Annotated in this window: 18 protein-coding genes, 2 tRNA genes and 1 pseudogene; 9 read left to right on the forward strand and 12 right to left on the reverse strand. The window is 45.5% G+C overall.

Annotation, left to right across the window (positions count from 1 at the left end; translation table 11 throughout):
* Positions 1 to 230: 230 nt before the first annotated feature.
* From GWG06_RS20445 to GWG06_RS20470, 6 genes are all read right to left on the reverse strand, one after another.
* A complete protein-coding gene (locus GWG06_RS20445) occupies positions 231 to 752 on the reverse strand; it encodes a YbhB/YbcL family Raf kinase inhibitor-like protein (RefSeq protein ID WP_160715595.1) in 522 nt (173 codons plus the stop codon).
* A 91-nt stretch (positions 753 to 843) separates the two neighbouring features.
* Complete coding sequence (locus GWG06_RS20450) at positions 844 to 1,668, reverse strand: helix-turn-helix transcriptional regulator (RefSeq protein ID WP_160715597.1); 825 nt, start codon at positions 1,666 to 1,668, stop codon at positions 844 to 846.
* A gap of 169 nt (positions 1,669 to 1,837) precedes the next feature.
* On the reverse strand, positions 1,838 to 2,731 hold the full coding sequence (locus tag GWG06_RS20455) for an alpha/beta fold hydrolase (RefSeq protein WP_160715599.1): 894 nt from the start codon (positions 2,729 to 2,731) through the stop codon (positions 1,838 to 1,840).
* A 56-nt stretch (positions 2,732 to 2,787) separates the two neighbouring features.
* Positions 2,788 to 3,555, reverse strand: coding sequence for a sulfite exporter TauE/SafE family protein (locus tag GWG06_RS20460; protein WP_158631298.1), 768 nt, complete (start codon positions 3,553 to 3,555; stop codon positions 2,788 to 2,790).
* A 69-nt stretch (positions 3,556 to 3,624) separates the two neighbouring features.
* On the reverse strand, positions 3,625 to 4,512 hold the full coding sequence (locus GWG06_RS20465; protein ID WP_160715602.1) for an alpha/beta fold hydrolase: 888 nt from the start codon (positions 4,510 to 4,512) through the stop codon (positions 3,625 to 3,627).
* A gap of 68 nt (positions 4,513 to 4,580) precedes the next feature.
* Positions 4,581 to 5,144: a TetR/AcrR family transcriptional regulator gene (locus GWG06_RS20470; RefSeq protein WP_160715604.1), complete on the reverse strand. Its 564-nt coding sequence runs from the start codon at positions 5,142 to 5,144 to the stop codon at positions 4,581 to 4,583.
* Positions 5,145 to 5,390: 246 nt separating this feature from the next.
* Between GWG06_RS20470 and GWG06_RS20475 the strand changes: the two genes are divergently transcribed.
* Positions 5,391 to 6,524: a Fic family protein gene (locus tag GWG06_RS20475; RefSeq protein WP_235938446.1), complete on the forward strand. Its 1,134-nt coding sequence runs from the start codon at positions 5,391 to 5,393 to the stop codon at positions 6,522 to 6,524.
* 72 nt (positions 6,525 to 6,596) lie between these two features.
* Here GWG06_RS20475 and GWG06_RS20480 read toward each other — a convergent pair whose 3' ends face one another.
* Complete coding sequence (locus GWG06_RS20480) at positions 6,597 to 9,026, reverse strand: TonB-dependent siderophore receptor (protein ID WP_235938448.1); 2,430 nt, start codon at positions 9,024 to 9,026, stop codon at positions 6,597 to 6,599.
* A 321-nt stretch (positions 9,027 to 9,347) separates the two neighbouring features.
* Here GWG06_RS20480 and GWG06_RS20485 point away from each other — a divergent pair, with 321 nt between their 5' ends.
* Positions 9,348 to 10,163: an alpha/beta fold hydrolase gene (locus GWG06_RS20485; protein ID WP_160715606.1), complete on the forward strand. Its 816-nt coding sequence runs from the start codon at positions 9,348 to 9,350 to the stop codon at positions 10,161 to 10,163.
* Positions 10,164 to 10,257: 94 nt separating this feature from the next.
* Here GWG06_RS20485 and GWG06_RS20490 read toward each other — a convergent pair whose 3' ends face one another.
* Positions 10,258 to 11,331 (reverse strand): lipase family protein, encoded by a 1,074-nt coding sequence (locus GWG06_RS20490; RefSeq protein ID WP_160715608.1) that lies wholly within the window; start codon positions 11,329 to 11,331, stop codon positions 10,258 to 10,260.
* A gap of 720 nt (positions 11,332 to 12,051) precedes the next feature.
* Between GWG06_RS20490 and GWG06_RS20495 the strand changes: the two genes are divergently transcribed.
* From GWG06_RS20495 to GWG06_RS30865, 5 genes and pseudogenes are all read left to right on the forward strand, one after another.
* Positions 12,052 to 13,155 carry a hypothetical protein gene (locus GWG06_RS20495; RefSeq protein ID WP_160715610.1) on the forward strand — a complete coding sequence of 368 codons (1,104 nt, stop codon included), beginning with the start codon at positions 12,052 to 12,054 and terminating at the stop codon, positions 13,153 to 13,155.
* A gap of 350 nt (positions 13,156 to 13,505) precedes the next feature.
* A complete protein-coding gene (locus GWG06_RS20500) occupies positions 13,506 to 13,724 on the forward strand; it encodes a hypothetical protein (protein WP_127043964.1) in 219 nt (72 codons plus the stop codon).
* Positions 13,725 to 13,906: 182 nt separating this feature from the next.
* Positions 13,907 to 15,202 carry a radical SAM/SPASM domain-containing protein gene (locus tag GWG06_RS20505; protein WP_160715612.1) on the forward strand — a complete coding sequence of 432 codons (1,296 nt, stop codon included), beginning with the start codon at positions 13,907 to 13,909 and terminating at the stop codon, positions 15,200 to 15,202.
* Positions 15,203 to 15,286: 84 nt separating this feature from the next.
* On the forward strand, positions 15,287 to 15,547 hold the full coding sequence (locus GWG06_RS30755; protein ID WP_276529321.1) for an N-6 DNA methylase: 261 nt from the start codon (positions 15,287 to 15,289) through the stop codon (positions 15,545 to 15,547).
* 12 nt (positions 15,548 to 15,559) lie between these two features.
* Positions 15,560 to 16,057, forward strand: a pseudogene (locus GWG06_RS30865) (N-6 DNA methylase); the annotation flags it as partial.
* Here GWG06_RS30865 and GWG06_RS20515 read toward each other — a convergent pair.
* The 4 genes from GWG06_RS20515 to GWG06_RS20530 all read right to left on the reverse strand — a co-directional run bounded on the left by GWG06_RS20515 (position 15,945) and on the right by GWG06_RS20530 (position 18,098).
* Positions 15,945 to 16,757: a Fic family protein gene (locus GWG06_RS20515; RefSeq protein WP_160715614.1), complete on the reverse strand. Its 813-nt coding sequence runs from the start codon at positions 16,755 to 16,757 to the stop codon at positions 15,945 to 15,947. The pseudogene GWG06_RS30865 and the gene GWG06_RS20515 sit on opposite strands and share 113 nt — an antisense overlap.
* Positions 16,758 to 16,882: 125 nt before the next feature.
* Positions 16,883 to 16,968 (reverse strand) — tRNA-Leu (locus tag GWG06_RS20520).
* 16 nt (positions 16,969 to 16,984) lie between these two features.
* A tRNA-Gly gene (locus GWG06_RS20525) sits at positions 16,985 to 17,060 on the reverse strand.
* Positions 17,061 to 17,255: 195 nt separating this feature from the next.
* Positions 17,256 to 18,098, reverse strand: coding sequence for a hypothetical protein (locus GWG06_RS20530; protein WP_160715616.1), 843 nt, complete (start codon positions 18,096 to 18,098; stop codon positions 17,256 to 17,258).
* Positions 18,099 to 18,224: 126 nt separating this feature from the next.
* Between GWG06_RS20530 and GWG06_RS20535 the strand changes: the two genes are divergently transcribed.
* Both GWG06_RS20535 and GWG06_RS20540 read left to right on the forward strand, forming a co-directional pair.
* Positions 18,225 to 19,436, forward strand: a complete 1,212-nt coding sequence (locus GWG06_RS20535) for a DUF3667 domain-containing protein (RefSeq protein WP_160715618.1) — start codon at positions 18,225 to 18,227, stop codon at positions 19,434 to 19,436.
* A 213-nt stretch (positions 19,437 to 19,649) separates the two neighbouring features.
* Positions 19,650 to 20,432: an enoyl-CoA hydratase-related protein gene (locus tag GWG06_RS20540; RefSeq protein WP_235938450.1), complete on the forward strand. Its 783-nt coding sequence runs from the start codon at positions 19,650 to 19,652 to the stop codon at positions 20,430 to 20,432.
* The last annotated feature ends 28 nt before the right edge of the window (positions 20,433 to 20,460 follow it).

A 20,460-nucleotide genomic window follows, 5' to 3' on the forward strand; every position in this document is an offset into this window, starting at 1 on the left:
TACGAATTACGAATGATGAATGGCGAGTGAAGAGCGGTTATTTGAGATTTTGTTATTTGAGATTTTGTAGCTTATCCTGGTTTTCCCTTGTACTTACCGGTACAAAAGAAAACAAGGATAAGCTACAAAATCTCAAATAACCAAATCTCAAATTATAGTTTCTGTCATAACCAAAACAATCCTAATCAGCAGGGTAACCTGCTCCGGCTGTTGTGCCGGGGCAGGTTTTTTTATTGCTTTTGTCCGTAAACAATCAGCGAGGCTTTCGCTAATGTGGCGAAGTGCATGTTGAAGCCAACGATAGCGGGCGTGGCATGGTGGTCCAGCTCCAGCTTTTTACTGAGTGCATGTACGGTGATGAGGTAGCGGTGTGCAGGGCCATCATTCGGTGCTGCGCCGATGTAACCGGGTATGCCGGCATCAGTATTGCTTTGTACTGCGCCATCGGGGAGTAGCCGTTTGGAGGGATCGCCTGCGCCTGCGGGTAACTCCTGTATGTCTGCAGGGATATTGAAAACTACCCAGTGCCAGAAGCCGCTGCCGGTGGGTGCATCCAGGTCATAGACGGTTACGGCAAAGCATTGCGTTCCCTTCGGGGCATGTTCCCAGTACAGCTGGGGCGACTGATTTGCTCCGTTATATCCCATACCGTTGGCATATTGCTGTATGCCGAGCTGCCCGCCCAGTCCGTTGCTTTTCAGGGTGAAGGTCTGGCTGCTTAAAGCGGCCGCTGTTGTTGCTGTTGTCATCATCTTTACTTTTTTATTTGAATGATGACTCAAAGGTACAGCGGGAGAGAGGCGGCAAAGGATAGGTAACCGTTCAAAAAGTGTAGCTAAACGTTCAGTTTGATAACTGATATTGTTTAGGGGTTACACCATAAATCTGTTTGAAGGATTGAATAAAACTGGAGAGGTTTTCGTAACCCAGTTCATAATAGATCTCGCTTGCCTTGCGGTTTTCCTGGCGCAGCATGTGGGCGGCTCTTTCCATTCTTTTTTCCAGCAGCCATTTGTTGGGACTGTTATCATATATGCGTGCGAACCGGCGTTTAAAGGAGGAGAGGCTCATGTTGCACAGGAAGGCCAGTTCTTCTACCGTAATGTTATTGTTGATATGTGAGGTAACTGCCTGCCGGATGACAAGGTCTTCACTGGCCTCATCGCTCATGTTCCGGATCTGTTGTATCTGTCCGGGATAGTGCAGGGCAAGATATAGAAACAATTCTTCCAGCTTTATCCTTTGCAGCGCATGATGTATAGGCATATCACTTCTGAGCATGCAGTCCAGCGAGTGGATGAAGTTCACGAGGAACTCATCTTTTTCGAACAGGAGAAAGGGGAGGTTATCAGTCTGCGCAGGTAGCTGGCCGGAGAGAAAAGGATGACGGTTAAAAAAGCCGGACAGCAGCTTGCGGTCGTATACCAGCAGGATACTGTGATAGCCCGCATCTTTTGCCGCCACTTTTTCGCTCATGAGGCAGTTGCCGGCGGCCAGCATCACAAACTGGTGCGGCTTTACCGTAACCTGCGTGCCTGCAAAGTGAACGGTTTTTTCACCTGACAGCAAAAAGGTGAACATATTATGCTGCAGCACAATTCTGGCCTTTACAACAGGCGCATCGGTGCGGTGGCGGTGAATGGAAATATGTGCGGTTTCCTGATGCATATGGGAGACTACCGTTGATAACAGCGCAAAGGTAGCACAGGTTTTTTATCTCCCGTTTTCTTTCTTGTTAAAACAAAAAAGGCATTGATGGAAATCAGCGCCTTTATTGTTTAAGAGTACTTAATATACCCTATCGGAATGTTGTCAGATGAAGAAGTATTTTTTATGGTTATCTGAGGAAAGTACGTATCCTGTCCGCTATCTCTGTAACATATTCCTCCAGTGCAAAATGCCCTGTAGGATAAAAATGTATTTCAGCGGCAGGAATATCTTTTTTAAATGCAAGGGCGCCGGGTTTCAGGAATACGGGATCATTTTCGCCCCATACAATCAGTACCCTGGGAGCGAGCTTACGCAAGGTTTCCTGCCACTGTGGATATGCTGCTATGTTGAAGCGGTAGTCATATTTCAGCTGGTATTGTATGGCTTTGTTGCCCGGCCTGTCCATCAGCAGCTGGTCCAGCTGATAGCTTTCCGGCGATACCTTTGAAGGGTCGCCCACACCATGTAAATATTCAAACATGGTATACTCCAGTTCAAAGGCTTTATATACTTCTGCGCGTGATGCTTCGGTGTTGGCATCAATATTTTTCCGGTAATTCTTTAGTATATCGCTCAGCCCTTCTGCATAAATATTGCCGTTCTGTACGATGAGGTGTTCCAGTATAGCAGGATTCCGCTGTATGATTCTCATGCCTACCGGTGCGCCGTAATCGAACAGGTACATACTGCATTTATCCACCCCTTTCAGCTGAAGAAATTTTTCGATGTAGCGGGAATAGTTGTCGAATGTATAATCGAAGGCAGTCATGGGAGGCATGTCGCTGAATCCAAAACCGGGATAGTCCGGGGCCAGTATATGAAAATCATTTTTCAGAAGGGGTATGAGCGTCCGGAAATTATGTGAAGAAGAAGGGAAGCCATGCAGCAGCAGCAGCGTGGGTTTCGCCGGATCGCCGGCTTCGCGGTAAAAAATTTTAATACCATCGATGAGTATTGTGTTATGATATACCGGGTAATTGTTTTGCAGTTCTTTTGCGGCGGTAGTTAAAGCAGGTGTCATAATCAGGGAGATTAAAAAGATTTGAAAAAGATGGCGAAGTTTCATGTGGTCATGATTTAATGCGGATAATATTCTTTCAGGAAGAAAAGCAGGGTGATGACGGCTCCCAGTACAACGATGATTTTGCGGAGTACGGCCTGCGGTATTTTTCTGGCGAGCCTGGCGCCATAGTATCCTCCCAGCAGTGCGCCGGTGAGCATGATGAGGGTATGTTCCCAGATAATCATACGGGAGGCGATAAAGGTAATGGCAGCGATGCCATTGTTCCACGATACCAGCAGTACTTTGAGTCCGTTCATTTCGTTGAGCTGCCTGTATCCGAGGAAGCTGAAGATAGTGAGCAGCAGCATGCCCAGTCCGGCTCCGAAGAAGCCGCCGTAGATGCCGGTCAGCAGCAGGATAACTGTTTTTCCGGCAATGCCGGTGTGCTGTTGTGGTCCGGCAAGAAAACGGCGGATGATGACAGGGCTGCAGACGAACACCAGCCAGGTGAACAGCAGGAAGAACGGTACAAACCTGCTGAAGAGGGCGGGAGATGATTTTACTGCGAGCAGTGAGCCGATCAGCCCGCCCAGGGTAATGGCCATGATAAGCGGACCGGTTTGTTTCCAGCTGTAGTCTGCATCGGTGCGGTAAGCCCTGAAGCTGGCCATGTTTCCGGGCCACAGGGCTACGGTGCTGATGGCGTTGGCTGCCAGTGGGCCTGCGCCTGCGGATATCAGTGACGGGTAGGATACAAAACCGCCGCCGCCAGCAACAGCATTGACGGAGCTGCCGAAGATGGCGGCGCTGAAAATGACAAGGGCATCCTGTACGGGTATCATGTGCATGTGTATTTAGGGAGTAGAATATCCGGGAGTGGTGGTGACAGCGCGCTCCCGGATATGATGTAATCAGGCGGTTATTTGTGTCCGGCGGGTAACCTTTTTGCTGAGAAATTCCCGGATGGTGGCAGCAATTTCATCTCCGTGAGTTTCCAGTGCGAAGTGGCCGGCATCGTAGAGGTGGTATTGCAGGTTCTTCACATCTTTTTTGTAGGCTTCAGCGCCGGCTACCGGGAAGATGTAGTCGTTTTTGCCGTACACAATCAGCATTTCAGGATTGTAGGTGCGGAAGTATTGCTGCCATTCAGGGTATAAGGTAACGTTATGCTGGTAGTCATGGAACAGCTGCAATTGTATTCTGTCGTTGCCGGGGCGCAGGAGGTGACGCAGGTCGTTTTCCCAGTTATCAGGACTTACTGTGGTAACATCGGATACGCCGTGTGTATATTGCCATTTCAGGCCGTCAATGCTGTGAAATCCTTCCAGGGTACGTTCCGCAACTTTGTTGTTTTTGTCTTTCCAGTATTCCTTGATGGGATCCCAGAACTGTTCCAGTCCTTCGTTATAGGCGCAGCCATTCTGCACGATGAGGGATTCAATTCTTTCCGGATGTGCGGTGGCTATGCGGAATCCTACCGGTGCGCCGTAGTCCATGAGGTAGAGGCTGTAGCGGTCCAGTCCGAGTTGGTCCAGCAGTCCCTGTACGATGCCGGCGAAGCTGTTGAAAGAATATTCAAAGTCGGCCATGTGGGGCTGGGCGCTTCTGCCAAAGCCGGGATAGTCGGGAGCAATCAGGTAGTAATCGTCTGCCAGTGAGCGCATCAGGTTGCGGTACATATGGGAGGAGGTGGGGTATCCGTGTAATAATACCAGAGCTGGTTTTCCTTTCTGACCGGCTTCTCTGTAGAAGATATCGATTCCGTTTACGGTGGTGGTGTGGTGTTTTACGCTGTTCATATTATTTGTTTTAAAGAAGATGAAATGATATTACCGAACGTTCGGTAAAATTAAAATGAAAAATTTTTTCAGGTATTGATATAAAGTTTTTTCAGTTCTGCCAGTGCCTGATGAAAGTAGGCGGTATTGCCTGATCCTCTGGCCAGTACGAGGCTGCCTTCCACGAGGATAAGCACCTGCCTGGCTTTGGCGTCTGCCTGGGATGTGGTAAGTCCTTGTCCGGTGCCCAGCGCGGTAAATGCATCTATCCACAACTGCATGGATGTACTGATTTCATTTTTTATTCCGGTTAAGCCGGAATCGAAGGAGAGGGCATTCAGGATGCAGTTTTTCTCTCCTTGCTGATACCGTTCCCGGATATGTTGCAGGGCCAGGTCCAGTTTAGCTTCAGGGGCCATGTCCTGCCGGGTGAGCACCAGGTAAATGTGATCTTTTATCCATGCCTGCACGTGTCTGAGCGCGGTGATGGCTATTTCCTGCTTCCCGCCCGGAAAGCGGTGGTAGAGGCTTGCCTTTTGCAGGCCTGCGGCTTGCGCCAGGTCGTTGAGACTGGCGCCTTCAAAACCCCTGGATTGGAGAACTGTTATCAGTCCTTCTATCAGCCGGGTGTCGTTTGTTTTTTGCGGTCTCATGGTACAAAGGTAAGGGAATATTTTATTTTACCAAACGTTCGGTAAAATATTTTGAAGAAATAATTACCCGGAGGAATTTTATTGCAGCAGATCAGCGGAAGATGGGCCAGGAGAGGAGGTTTTATCATTCGGAAAAAAAATGATCGTTTTTCGCGGAGAATAAACAGGTTAATCTACGCAGAATGTGCGGAGAATATGCAGGTCTGAGGCGAATATTTGATATATTTGACAGATAAGGTGTATAAAATGAGTAATATCTATATTCATCAATTGAAAGACTGGCCACATTTTCAATGGGATAACGGAAGAATTGCTCAAATCCTGGCAGACTTACGTTACCGGCAAGGCCGGTTGTTAGGACGTATGGAAGGATTAGGATTTAATCTGCAGGACGAAGCTACGCTGGAAATGTTGACACTGGATGTCTTGAAATCCAGTGAGATTGAAGGGGAAATACTTAATCATGACCAGGTGAGATCTTCCATTGCACGTCGTCTTGGAATAGAAGTGGCAGGATTGATCCCTGCTGACCGGAATGTAGAAGGCGTAGTTGAGATGATGCTCGACGCAACACAGCATTATGACAGATTGTTAACAAATGAGCGTTTGTTTGGATGGCAGGCATCCATGTTTCCGACAGGTTACAGCGGGATGTATAAGATTGTTGTAGGCTCCTGGCGCAATAACGCAAAGGATGATCCCATGCAGGTTATTTCAGGAGGAATGGGCAGGGAAAAAATTCACTTTCAGGCGCCGGATTCCGATAAACTGAACGTAGAGATGAATCAGTTTGTGGATTGGTTCAATACGGAATTAATAATCGACCCGATGATAAAAGCGGCTATCGCACATCTGTGGTTTGTCACTATTCATCCGTTTGACGATGGGAACGGTCGTATTGCCCGTGCCATTACAGATATGCAACTGGCAAGGGCTGATGAAACATCCCGGCGGTTTTATAGTATGTCAGCTCAAATCAGAATTGAAAGAAACGTTTACTATGATATGCTGGAAAGAACGCAAAAAGGCACATTGGATATTACAGCATGGGTAGAATGGTTTCTGCAGTGTTTGGGACGTGCGTTGGTGGCTACAGATCAGGCGCTTGCAGTTGTGATCAGGAAAGCAAAATTCTGGGACAATCCTGTTACCCGGAAACTGAATGACAGGCAGCAACTGATGCTGAACAAATTGCTGGATGGGTTTGAAGGTAAATTTACTTCTTCCAAATGGGCTAAAATAGCTAAATGTTCTCAGGATACCGCTATTCGTGATATACAGGATCTGATGGATCAGAAGATACTGATTAAAGAACCTAACGGTGGCAGAAGTTCCAGTTATATACTGAATGAGGCGTTATTTGGATCTGATCAGTTTTAACAATTGCAACATACTATATAAAAACAAAAGCCGGTTTATCCATAAACCGGCTTTTGCTTTAAATGGAAGTTATCAGAAGCGGTAAGCTATATTAAATCTGAGGTTACGGCCAGCTTCGGTTTGCCAGGAATAAAATTTTGCCCAGTCTTCATAAGTACCGGTATACAGATATTTATCCAGTATGTTATAGATATTGGCGGTGATCCTCATTTTTCCTTTCTCCCAGAACAGGCTGCCATCCAGGCGGAAATAATCCGGTAATCCGGCAATGTCATCATGCCCGGTCCAGGTCCAGCTGTCACGATTTTTCAGATAGGAGAACCCGCCGGCAAATCCCAGTCCTTTCAGTGCGCTTTTTTCGAGTTTATAGCTCAGCCAGGCGTTTGCGTTATGGGTGGCATAACCGGGAACGCGGTCACCAACTTTTAATTCAGGAATGGCTTTGGTGGCCTGATCAATTTTAGCGTCAGTATAGGCATAATTGATCAGCAGGTTTAATCCTGGCAGTAACTCCCCTTTCATGTCGAACTCAATGCCCTGTGTTTTTGTTTGTCCCAGCACAACGGAGAATTTTTCTGTTGGCTGATTGTTGGGATCCGATCTCAGCTCGCCTTTCCGGATAATACGATAAACGGAGAGGGTAGTGCTCCATTTGCTATCCATCCAATCCCGTTTTATGCCCAGCTCCAGATTATTGCCTGTCTGAGGTTTGATCTGGCTGCTGTCCCGTAAGAACCCGGTTTGCGGAATAAATGACTGATCGTAGAGCGCATAGGCAGCGGTTTGCTTATCAATGGAAACGCTCAGGCCCAGGCGGGGAGTAAACTTCTTTGCATCATAAGTGGGACCGCCTTCATTTTGTTTCACATAGGTGTAGCGTCCTGCCAGTGTGAGGCGAACCCTGTTATCAAAGAAGCCCAGTTCATCCTGGATATACAACCCGGTGTAGGACTGATCATTGATGTTGGTGCCACGCTGGTTCAGTGGCGTGTTCCAGTCCCATACAGGATAACCGTTATTGGGAGGTCCGTAGTTGGGATGGCGGGGATCAAATTCTCCCCCAACGGAGTCCAGCAGGAAATACTGGTTAAAGTCGGCCATGAAATTTTTGGTACCCATGTCCAGTCCGCCGAGGATGCGGTGACGGACTATACCGGTCTGTACATCGCCATTCACATAGGCCTGTGCAAATTTATACTGGCTCCTGGCATCCCAGCTGCCCATTCCCCTTCTGATGGTGCCATCCGGATGTACCGCATCCGGCCAGATGTTGGCGCCCCGTTGTGCATAGTCGAAGTAGGCTACCTGCGCGGTGAGTTTCCACTGACTGCTGATCTGGTGCTGCAGATTTACAAAGGCACTGTGATCATCAATGTTGGTGGGGGTAAGACCGCTGCTTACCAATGTAAAATCGCGGGGTAGTACGCCATAGCCTGCGGTGGAAAAGGAGTACGCACTTCCGGGGTCAGACATCTTTACATGCTGGTAGGTATATTCTGCGGTAAGTGTAGTCTGATCGTTGATTTTATAAGTGATGACCGGCGCCAGGAGATAGCGGTTATTATATTCATTGGGGCGGAATGAGTTTTTTTGCTGGCCCATAACATTTAAGCGGTAGAGCAGCTTCCCGGTTTTTTCGAGTTTACCGTCCAGGTCCAGGGAGGCACGGTACAAATCAAAGCTACCCATGGTAAAGGAGGCTTCCCCGTTAAATCCTGTGCCGGTGGGCTTTTTGGTAACTACGTTATAAATCCCGGCTGGTTCGCCATTGCTCATCATAAAGCCGGCAGGGCCTTTTACAAATTCAATATGATCTGTCATGCTCATATCTTCACTTAAAGGTCCCCAGCTGGAGGTGACATTCACGCCGTTACGGAAGGCGCTGGCGCGTGATCCGCGGGTATTGACACGGGTGTAAAGATCGGCCCAGTGTTCAACGCGGGTAGCGCCGCTCACCAGTTTCTGCACGCCATCGGCCATGGAAAGTATCTGCTGATCGGCCAGTACCCGGGAGGTAACGATCTGTACATTCTGCGGTATTTCTTTCAGTGGCTCATTTAACCGTAGGGAAGAGGAAGGGATGTCTGATTTATAACGGTTCTTTTTTTCGGTGACAGCTATTTCCAGGAGCTCTCCGGTCATTGGCTGCAGGGTGAAATCAGCGACTGTAGTTTTTCCGCTGCGGATGTTTATTCTCCGCTCTTCCTGCTTTACGCCTACTCCGGAAACACGCAGCTGGTGGTTGCCTGCCGGAACGCCGGATAACAGGAAATGCCCGTCATCGTTCGTAACTGCACCTTTGTTTAACGCAGGAATAGCTACGGTAACAGCTACTGCCGGGTTGCCTGCCGGGTTTAAAATGATTCCGGTAACTGTGCCTGTTCCCTGTTGCTGTGCTGTTGTCAGCAAAGGTATTACAAGACTCAATAAAAGGATAGCGGGAGTGAAATAGCGCCGGATGGCTGCTGTCATCCGGTTGTTTATCAAATAGCGTTGATTCATTATCATAGTGGTTAAGACAGGCAAAACTATCGTTGCCGGAAACTGTTAGTTTACGTAATTAGGAAAAATACTTACGCAAATGGGAAATAATGTCATGTAAGGTTGCCTGTCAGGCTATCGGCATTTCATGAATCGCTCCTGCAGCCGGATTTTTGCCGGAATTTTACCCCTAAGTTGTCGTTTTTACACCTGATGAAATCCTTCGGCGATACTTAGTTTTGTATTGTCAGCAAAAATCCGGATCAAAATTGTTTCAGGGATATGAAAAAGTTTTTTAAAACATCTCTTCTTATTAAGTCAATACTACTAATTGCAATAATTATGACTACAGCCTCCACGTCCGGCGGACAAAACATTAAACCTTCCCAAAGCGGCTATGCGCCGGTAAACGGCATTCAGATGTATTATGAGGTGTATGGCGAAGGACGCCCGGTAATTTTACTGCATGGTGCTTATATGACTATTGGCACCAACTGGAGCCGGTTAATCCCGGAGCTGGCAAAAAACAGAAAAGTAATTGCTGTTGAACTGCAGGGACATGGGCACACGCCGTATACAGACCGAAAGCTATCACTTGCAACACTGGCGGATGATGTGGAAGCATTAATGGATTATCTCAAAACAGACAACGCCGATATTATAGGGTACAGTTTCGGCGGCAAGGTGGCTTATCAGTTTGCCATAAAATATCCCCAGCGGTTAAAACACCTGGTCATCATATCTTCTACCCATAAAAGCAGTGGCTGGCGGCCGGAGGTAAACAACGCATTTAAATCACTGAAGCCGGAGCTTTTCGACAACACGCCTATGAAAGCTGCCTATGATGCCGTAGCACCTGATAAAACAAAATGGACTAAGTTTCTGGAACAGATGTTTGCCAGCGCTGCTGAGCCATTTGACCTGGGAGATGAGAATATTGCGAAAATTACGGCGCCGGTATTAATCATCTCCGGCGACAATGATGGAATGGATAAAGGGGAGCTGATAAAAACCTATCAGTTGCTGGGAGGTGGTATCAGTGCAGACTTTGCAGGAGTGCCTAAGTCACAGCTGGCCATTGTGCCCGGACAGGGACATGTTGGTCTGATGCAGCAGACACCGGTGATTGCAGGTTATCTGGAAAATTTTTTAAAGTAGCCTGCCTGGCAGGTTGAATATCTGTTCACGGTATTAAAGGCACTGATAAATTTTATCAGTGCCTTTAATGTATAAAGAATGTTGTTGGAGCTGGTTATAATGCCAGTGCTTCAGTCGTTTTATTCTTTGCGTTATCCGGTGAAATAGCCGTGTCAATCTTAGGTAGTGGTATATTCAGAAAAGCTGCGTAAACCCCGATCTGATGCTGGGCTCCTGCCTGCCCCATCCAGGCCAGTGCATTATTCTCAATGATTCCCTCTTTTTCTATCACCTTTATATTAAGTGGCTTAAGATAACGCATATTTGGTTCTTTGTAATTCAGGGCTTTTAATTTCCCTGCCAGCATCATTATAGCTGCGCTCAGGAATATGGTACCTCCGAAAGGATCCTTACCTATCTCTATAGTGTGGGCAGAAGGATGCGGGTGATACAGATCTTTCACATAATCCATTCCGCTGTAGGTCGGGAAAAAGGGCACCACATCGCTCGTATTCTGATAATGAATCTGCTGCGTCAGTTTTGCATCCAGATCATTGGTGAAGGCAACGTTTCCGGAAGCAGGCGCTGCAAAGGTACAAAGGCTGACCTGCGCCATTGCTTCGGGAGAATGCTCAATTTTACTAAGATAATCCAGGTAAAAGGAGGTATATACTTTTGCTGTATTACCACCGAGACTATGCCCACCGATAACCAGCTGATAGCCGGGGTTAGCTTTGCTGAAGTTAAAGAGAAATTTGTGGAGCAGGTCTGCCGCCTTTCCTTCCATTTTATTCTTCGCATTGATCATCTGCGAGAGAAGAATATAGGAGCCGGCTCCTATACAAGGAGGTTCGCCGTTGGTAAAATTCCAGCCTTCACTGGTAAAGGGCCAGTATACCAATTCATCACTCAGGTCTTCTACAATCCAGTCTACAAAAGCATCCCACTCGCTAAAAATGCCTTTGCTGATAACAGATCCTCTGATAATCAGCGCAACCAGTTTTTGCGTATCATTTTTTGCAACATAGAAGAAATTGGGATCGCTGGCATCTCCGTTGCGCCATATCATTTCCCACGGGCCATCCAGTTTTTTGATGTTACTTACAGGGTCCTGGCTGGATGCTATGTAGCATAACGGTAATACAAATGGCGCTAAATCCCCTAAAGCGATGTTGTTTTCGGAATTCATAGTGATGGTATTTTGAGGTTTAAAAATAAATTGAGGGACATCTGTCTGTATGACATCTATCTGTGTGACTGCTTGTTAGCATTGTTATTGTTAAAGTAAGAAAATAATTTGGATTCCATACAAAATAAAATACGGGAAAAATACGGTTGGATTTTCCGGGATATATGATGGTGCTATTCTTCCTGCGATTTTTTGAATACAGTCATGCGCAGATAAAAATGCGGTACCAGATACTTTAATTAATCTGCATTGCTTCCTGTTACAAACAGGATATTATCCGGAGCTGCCAACTATTTTTTTTGGAAGATGGATTGGATCTGATGGCAGTATTTCAGCCTGCATGGAGCTGATTTACCAGCGGGCTGCGAGGCGGGAGGAAGGTTGCCCTGTTACATGCTGTGGGTATTCCTGTGTTCCGGTGTCCGGAAGAGATATTCCCTGCAGGAAGATTTATTGAAACGGTTATGGCTGTTTGTCTTTTTTAGTATATTTATCCCAAGTTATCAACCTCAATTCCTATACTATATGAAATTACATGTACTCTCTTTCATTTTTGTCACATTATTTATTTCTTTAAACTGTTTTGCTCAGCTCGGTAACTATGATCCTGTCACGAAAGCATACAGGAAAAAAGTTACTGCAGGATCTTCGCAGACTGTCACTGAAAAAAACACTTTAAGCAGCAATCTGATTGCTACAGGATTATCTAAATCCACGGAAGTGGATAAATTCAGGTACCTGGATTCATTAATTAACCTGGATAGTACTTCGGTAAAGAATCTGGAGGCAATCTATAAGGTGGTTGTTGCCACCAATGATATAACAGTCTTATCTGCAGCGGAACGGGATATGCTCTTGAAAAAGGTATACCATCTGACTTTAAAAGCGAAACAGCAACCGGTTCAGCTGAATTATACCTCGCTGAATATTGTCAATATTGAGTTAAAGCGAAATCAGCTATTACTGCAAAGGGAAATAGACATCATAGAAACAAACAAAAAGTATATTGAAGCGCTGGACGATTTAAAAGATAAAGATATTTTAAATGGTAAGGCAGATAGTCTTATTAAAATAATTAACGAGGCAGATCAGCGAAAAGCTGCTTACGAGGATAGAATTAATAATCTGCAGGATGAAATCAAAGCATTCAACAGATACGCCATTACTCTATGCAACCGCAATGCCAGCCTTTCAAACAGAGAAATCTGGAATGATATCCTGGGTAAAGGCGGTGAATTTTTCCGGAGCATCGGCGTTCAGGGGAATCTTGACAGAGGCGTGGTGTACTCTGAGCTGGCCTCCGGCGCAGTAGGGGATCTGTTGAGACTGAGCTTCGGTACAGCCATGGCCACCGCAAATGATGATTCTACCGGTGTTGAAAAGAGCCAGGCAAAACTACTGGCCGGTGGCGGTAATGCGATTGTAGATGCAATTATGCCGTTGATTTATACCAAATCGCCTTCGGTTACTTTTTTCAGTAATCTCGGTTTGAAAGGAACCGGAGATCTGCCGGTAGCTACCAATAAAACCGGCATAGAGGCGGCAGGAAGCGGGAGTCTGCACCTGGATTTATATGCAGACGTATCTACTTCCAATAAGAAAATAAAGGCGTTCCTTTTCAGTACTACCGGTTATTATGCCGGTTCCGGCGGATTCTATGATAATCTTAAACTGGAGCATAAAGCATTTTTACATAGCCAGGTAACAGCTGGTTTTGTAATTAACCAGTCGTTTATTATCTCTGCGCTGATACCGACTTTCGGAACGTATGGTTCTCTGTTGAGGAATCCGATTATGGTGGGGATACAACTGGTGAATTTGTGATGAGGATGGTGTAAGAATTTTTCAGAATTCTTGTCACAGAAAATCACGAGGAATAGCATATCAAAATAAAAAGGAGAATACGCATCAGCGTTATTCTCCTTTTTATTTTAAGTATATATCGGGTTTGGTTCAAAGTATTATAGGCGTCTGAAAGCAGCCGGGAATAGGTAATTAATCTAGTTGTAAGTTTTACTTTGTTTATTTTAAATATTAATTACCTTAGTTGAGAGCGGTTACAAGCCGTAATATATTAACCCGAACAGACTGGTATGGCTACTACAGCACCATACCCTCCCTTGGTCATATAGAACATACACGCGCCGGAAGTTTAACCTGAAAAATAAAGCCTTATGCAAAAAAGAGTTCAATCCTTCTTCATCAGTGATCTGAAAGAGAACAACGATGGTACAATCAGTGGCGGATTTGCTGCCATAGCTACCAGCGTAAAGCAAATGGAATCCTTTAACAACAACCTTTGCCAGAACGGTTTCTGCAATGGTACGGTGAATGGAAGCTGCACAAATACCATCTCCTGCGCAGGCTCCACTAACTTTGGTTTCTGTCGCTAGTTTGTTTTTCTTTTCACACAGTTAAATGATGCCTTACCCCCGGTTGGCAGCGGATCTGCCATGTAGGTAATAACCCTGTCCAACCGGGCAGGTAATGCATGTTGATTGCCTGAAATGCAGATCCCGTAATGGATTGCCGTCTTCTGCAAAAATGCTTTGTTGACACACTTAAAAACGAATTTATGAAAGCCAGTCGCTATAACATTTTCTTCGACCGTGAAGGACAAAGAATTGGATTTAACAGTTACAGTAAGGAGTATATTGTGCTGGATCAGATGCTGTATCTGATGTATGAAACAGCTGAGAGGCAATCCGATTTCAATGAACTACATAAGGTACATCCGGCATTCTTTCAGTTTCTGACTGAAAAGAATTTTTTAGTACCGGAAGACAGAGATGAAGTAGCGCTGGTAAAAGAGCTGGTGAATAGTATAGATAATGATGACTCCCGCTTTGAACTGCATATTAATCCTACCATGAACTGCAATTTCAAATGCTGGTACTGCTATGAAACACACATAAAGGATTCTAAAATGGATGAACGGACAACCGCGAATACCATGAAATTTATGCAGTCGCTGTTTGAGCAACGTACCTCCATTCGGGAGTTTAAGCTTTCCTGGTTTGGTGGAGAACCATTGCTGTATTATAAAAAATTAATACGGCCGATGATGGCGAAGGCGTACCAGCTGTGCGAAGCAAATAATATTCAATTCTCTTCGTCAATCACAACAAACGGATTACTGATTGATCAGGACGTGATAGACAGCGCGAAACAGTTCAATTTATCATTCTTCCAGATCACGCTGGACGGCGACCGGGAACAGCATAATAAAGTGCGTTTTATCTCTGAAGGCCGGGGATCATACGACCAGATCGTTACAAATATTAAACAGCTGGTAAAACACCAACTGTTTGTACTTGTCAGGATTAATTGCTCCGGAGATACATTACCCGGTGTGAAAAATATTATCAGTGATTTTGAAGACCTGACAGCAGCAGATAAACCTTATATCTCTTTTGATATCCATAAAGTATGGCAGGAACATTATAACATTGATAATGATACACTCACCGCATTGCGCTGGTATTACCGGGAGAAAGGATTTGATGTGGCCACCGGCTACTACGATACCGTTGCTACTTCCTGTTATGCAGACCGCCGGAATCAGGCGCTTATCAATTACAACGGTGAAATATTTAAATGCACCGCCAGAGATTTTACCACCGCCAATAGTGAAGGTGTCTTATCTGATGACGGCGCCATTGTCTGGAATGCGGGGTATGAAAAGCGTATGAACAGTAAGTTCAATAATAAGCCTTGTCTGGAGTGCGCCATTATGCCCATGTGCAATGGCGGCTGCTCACAACAGGCTATTGAACATGAAGGAAAAGATTATTGCGTGTATGATTTTGATGAAGGAAAGAAAAGACAGGCAGTTATGGAGAAGTTTAATGAATTTCTGCTGGCACAGTAGCAGCTTTAAACTGCTGAAAATTTTTTGAGCTGTGATTAGCAGGATGTATTGAAAGGCATATAGTGGCCTGTTGGGAAGTTTTTCTTGGCTGTCTATGATTGCATGACAGATAACCTATCGCTGGACAAAGGCCAGAAGCAATTCCTGAAGTTCAATACTTTCTTCGGCAATGAAATTGTAGCAAGTACCCGATGCCTCGCATTAATGAACCTGTTTCTTCATAATATCGGTGATATTGACAGCGATCAGGTAATGGTATCTCCAAATGATTCATTGATATCTGCACCGGATACCCGTTATGAAGGCTTTGCTGCGGTGGTATTACCAGATAACGTTTCATTTTAAGGTGGTGCGGGGGAAACGATCAGAAAAAAATTATTGGAGACAACTGACCTGCATACCATACTGCGATTACCAACAGGTATTTTTTATGCTAATGGCGTAAAAGCAAATGTATTGTTCTTTGATGGAAAGACCGCCAGTAAAGATCCATGGACTAAAGAAGGTTGGGTGTATGATTATAGAACAAATGTGCATCACACATTAAAAAAGAATCCGCTTAAACTGGAGGATTTAAATGATTTTATCACCTGTTACAATCCTTTGAACCGCGACAAACGAAAAGAAACATTCAGTGAAACAAATCCTGAGGGTAAATGGCGGAAATTTTCTTATGATGAAATTATAGCAAGAGATAAAACCAGTTTGGATAACATATTTGTACTCCAAATGGCAATGCAAACTATTCAAAAATTAGCCTGGAACCGCCATCAATTAACCCTTTACTCAGCATTTCCAAAAAAGGCAATGCTTTGCTGTAATCTAATTCATCATACTCAAGCCCCAGGAGCCTGATATTCCGGTAATATTCCTGATGATGCATGTAATAGTACTTCTCAGATTGAAGAAACCAGGCCTTAGGGCCCAGGTGTTGTGCCAGAAACCATTTTTCCAGCAGTCTGCCACTTCTTCCATTTCCATCGTTCCAGGGATGGATTTTTACAAATACCAGGTGAATCATACTGGCAAAAAAGAAAGCTGATGTAGTATCAAGCTTTCTTTGCAAGAGCGTAGAAATATCGTTGTATAGTTTATCCATTTCCTCATTTACAACAAATGGAGATGCGGCTACGTATTCGATCCTGCCGTCGTCAGTCGTGACGAACATATTCTGATTTCTAAAGCGCCCCTGCCAGTTTTTAGAAACAATGTGTTTGGCCAATATGCCATGCACTTTTGGAATGTTTTCCTTATCAGGAATATGATCTTTTGCAAATTGATAGGCAAGATATAGGTCGTCTATTTTCCTGGTGTAATCTGGTAGAAATTCAACACCAAACCTTTTATGCTTAATATAGGAGTCTAATTCAATATGCTCTCCTTCAATTTTACTTGAATAAACCGAGGCAACGGAAGTATAAAAGCTAAAATCAGCGGTTGATAATTCGGCATCTGTCAACTGTGAAAAAGCTTCTGAAAGGATCTTTGCATCAACTTTATCCCTGAAGCTCTCTAATAAGTTATCTTTCACTATTTGAAGCTGATAAGTATTCATACGATGCAAGAAAGGTTAAGTAAACTAAGACCTACGTTAATAGAAATATAGTAATTCTATCACAAACAAAAAAGGCACCGCTTCCGCGATGCCTTTTAGCTTTTTAAGGACGCCAGTCCCATATGTACCCCGGAACGGAGTTGAACCGTCACTCGCATTGCTGCGAACGGGATTTTAAGTCCCGCGTGTCTACCAATTCCACCACCAGGGTATCAAGGTGTAAAACCTGGAGCGGAAGACCGGGCTCGAACCGGCCACCCCGACCTTGGCAAGGTCGTGCTCTACCAAATGAGCTACTTCCGCTTGTGTAAGAACTTCAACGCCTTTTTTCGTTGGGATTGCAAAGATAGGAATCTTTTTGAAGCTGCAAAATTTTTTTCGCCCTGAATTAAAATATTTTATGCATCGCATAAATTTTAACTGCAAGGAAACTGCCGTGAAACTACGCTTTCTGCCCGCTCCTGATTACCAGATCCCCTGCCAGCAAGCTTTTCAGAGCTATGGATTTAATTCATACCCGTAGCGTACCATCCCCAGCAACTCCTTTCCCTTACCATAACACGTTTCTTTAGCAGGCAGCCCGTTCGGCTGGTACTCATACTGCCAGATCGTATAAGTCGATGTCTGGGCATTTACGGTAGTCATCTTCGTCAATTGACCCTTATCATTATACTCAAAGATATAATCCGGTAGCATCCGCTTTTTGGATACCTGATAACGATATACATCTGTCAGCCGGCCTGCCTTGTCATAGTTGTAATACGTACGCCGCGCCGGTACCCCTTTGCGCTGCTCCATTTCCTCCGTCACATGCCCGCTGCTGTCCGTCTTAAACACTACCACGGCGGAATCCCCGTTCTTCAGCTGTAACAGCCGCTGCAGCCGCCCCAGCGTATCATAACTGTAGGTACGCGTTTCTTCAAAACGCATACGGCTGTCACGCGCAGTGGAATTACTGCTGACAGACTGTAGCCGCCCCGCCCCGTCATACCGGTAAAACGTTACGGTAATACTCGCCCCCGAACTATCGGTGGTCTTCGTCAGCAACCCCTTCGATGAAAAAGAAGAGGTCATTGCGGAATAACCGGTGGAACTGGATTGCGTCTGCGCACGCATCTGATGATACGTCGGACTGAGATTCCGCTCACACCTGAAATCCCTGTCCAGCTCCATATTGGCGTCCAGCGTCTGTACCATCTGCGTCTTCACCCTGTTCTCTTTCAGCAGCGCCATATTGGCTATGGCCTGCTGCGTATTGTAAATATCCTGGAAGTAATATTGACTGAATACCTTTCCCGTAAACGCCATCAGGCTTAGTGACAGTATGATCGCTTTCTTCATGAATGTAAAAATCGCTGATTTTATAACAGTTGTGTAAATGTAAAACGTAAAATTCAATTTAAAATTTTTCAGATGTATGTTTTTGCCGGACAGTTTTTTATCTTAGCTCCGCCTTAACCTTTGCACTTGGAAAAACATTCACTCCGTTCAGAAAAAAACTGTCTCAACTGCGGCGCCGAAGTACCAGAAAGATTCTGTTCTCACTGCGGCCAGGAAAATAAAGTCCCGCACGAAACTTTTAGTCACCTTTTCAAACATTTTGTCGCGGACATTTTTCACTACGACTCACAGTTCTTCAATACGCTGAAATACCTGGTATTCAGACCCGGATTCCTTTCACGCGAATACTCCGCCGGCAAAAGGGTAAAATACGTGAATCCCATAAAACTCTACGTATTTATATCTTTTGTCTGCTTCTTCGGCATCTTTGCCCTGCAGCCGCATGCTAAACACGACGGCCATAAGAACACCATAACAATAGGGCAGGATACAACTGAACAGCATGCTGTTGCGGAAGAGGAGGAGCTAAAGGAGATGGTCGTTACAGATACGCTCTCCGGCGATACCACCAGCCGTTACAGATATCATCCTGCCATCGCTGCGACAGACACGGCACATACTGATACTGCCGCCGTGAAAAGGAAACACGCCACCGGCAATGAATCCGGTGTATCCATCAGGGAAGCACTGGACTCTGTAGATGTTATCTCCAATCCGGCAAAGTTCGGCAAGGATGTCTATAAGGAAATTGTCAGCAACCCGAAATCGGCAAAATCAAAACAGATTGTTTCTGTAGATAAAGCCGTGTCCACCTACAGTACAGTGGAGGAATATGAGGAAGCACAGGCTAAACTTCCTGATTCCCTCCGCGATGAAGCCGGTACCCGCCTGTTTTCACGCAGGATACTGGAACTGAAGGAAAAATATGGCAAGGATGGGGCAGATATACAGGAATCATTCCTGGAAGTATTCAAACATAACATCCCGAAATTCATGTTCGTGATGCTGCCACTGTTTGCCATGTTCATGACCTGGCTGTACCGCCGCGGACAATGGCTTTACAGCGATCACGCCATCTTTACCATTCACTTCCATGCGTTCGTGTATATCCTGTCATTGCTGGTGGTGGCGCTGCAACGGATATTCCATTCGGATAACCTGATAGGATGGGGCCTGCTGCTCTCGTTTATCTACCTCGTACTGGCCCTGAAAAACAACTATAAGCAGTCTGTCAGGAAAACCATTTTTAAATCTTTCCTGCTGATGACCACCTACACGGTGGCCATGTTTACCATGTTCGTGATTGTATGTATGTTGCTGGTCGCCGTATTTATATAAAATTATTTCCCGCATGATCCAAAGGTCATGCGGGAATTTTTCCCGCTTGCATATAGCCGGAATTCTTTGCTATCTTTAGCCCCGTTAATACATATCAATTGAAAACCTGATTACTACGCTCCCCAAAGTATGGTCTGCACTATACCTGTGCGCGGGCAGGAATCGGTTTTATTTTTATGGCAGATATGACTTTGTTTTAATTCTGTAACTTTAATGATGCAACCGGAATTCATTATCATACACCAGCAGGTGGCGCCCTATGTAGCCCACATCCAGTTAAACAGACCTAAAGAATTGAATGCCCTGAACCTGCAACTGATGGGGGAGTTGCGCGATGCGCTTAAACTCCTTGATGCGGACGATCAGGTGCGCGCAATTGTGCTGAGCGGCAACGATAAAGCCTTTGCCGCCGGTGCTGATATTAAGCAGATGGCGGAGAAATCAGCTATCGATATGTTCAACACCGACCAGTTCAGTACCTGGGATGCCATCAAAAAAACAAAGAAGCCCATCATCGCTGCTGTCAGCGGTTTCGCGCTCGGCGGTGGCTGCGAACTTTCCATGCTCTGTGATATGATTGTAGCGAGTGAAACAGCCCGTTTCGGACAACCGGAAATTAAACTGGGCGTAATGCCCGGCGCCGGCGGTACCCAACGCCTCACCCGCGCGGTAGGTAAAGCCCGCGCAATGGAAATGGTACTTACCGGCCGCTTCATCACCGCGGAAGAAGCAATGCAGGCTGGCCTCATCAATCGTGTGGTGCCTGTAGATCTTTTCCTGCAGGAAGCCGTTAAGCTGGCCTCAGAAGTGGCTGCTATGGCCCCGCTGGCGGTTAAAATGGCGAAAGAAGCAGTATTGAAGGCTTTCGACAGCACCCTGGAAGAAGGACTGCAATTTGAACGTAAAAACTTTTACCTGCTCTTCGCCTCCGAAGATCAGAAAGAAGGCATGAAAGCCTTTACGGAAAAAAGAACACCGGACTTCACCGGAAGATAATGCTGAAAAACCATTAAACATTTCTGTT

Source organism: Chitinophaga solisilvae (assembly GCF_009928525.1).
Lineage (GTDB): Bacteria > Bacteroidota > Bacteroidia > Chitinophagales > Chitinophagaceae > Chitinophaga > Chitinophaga solisilvae.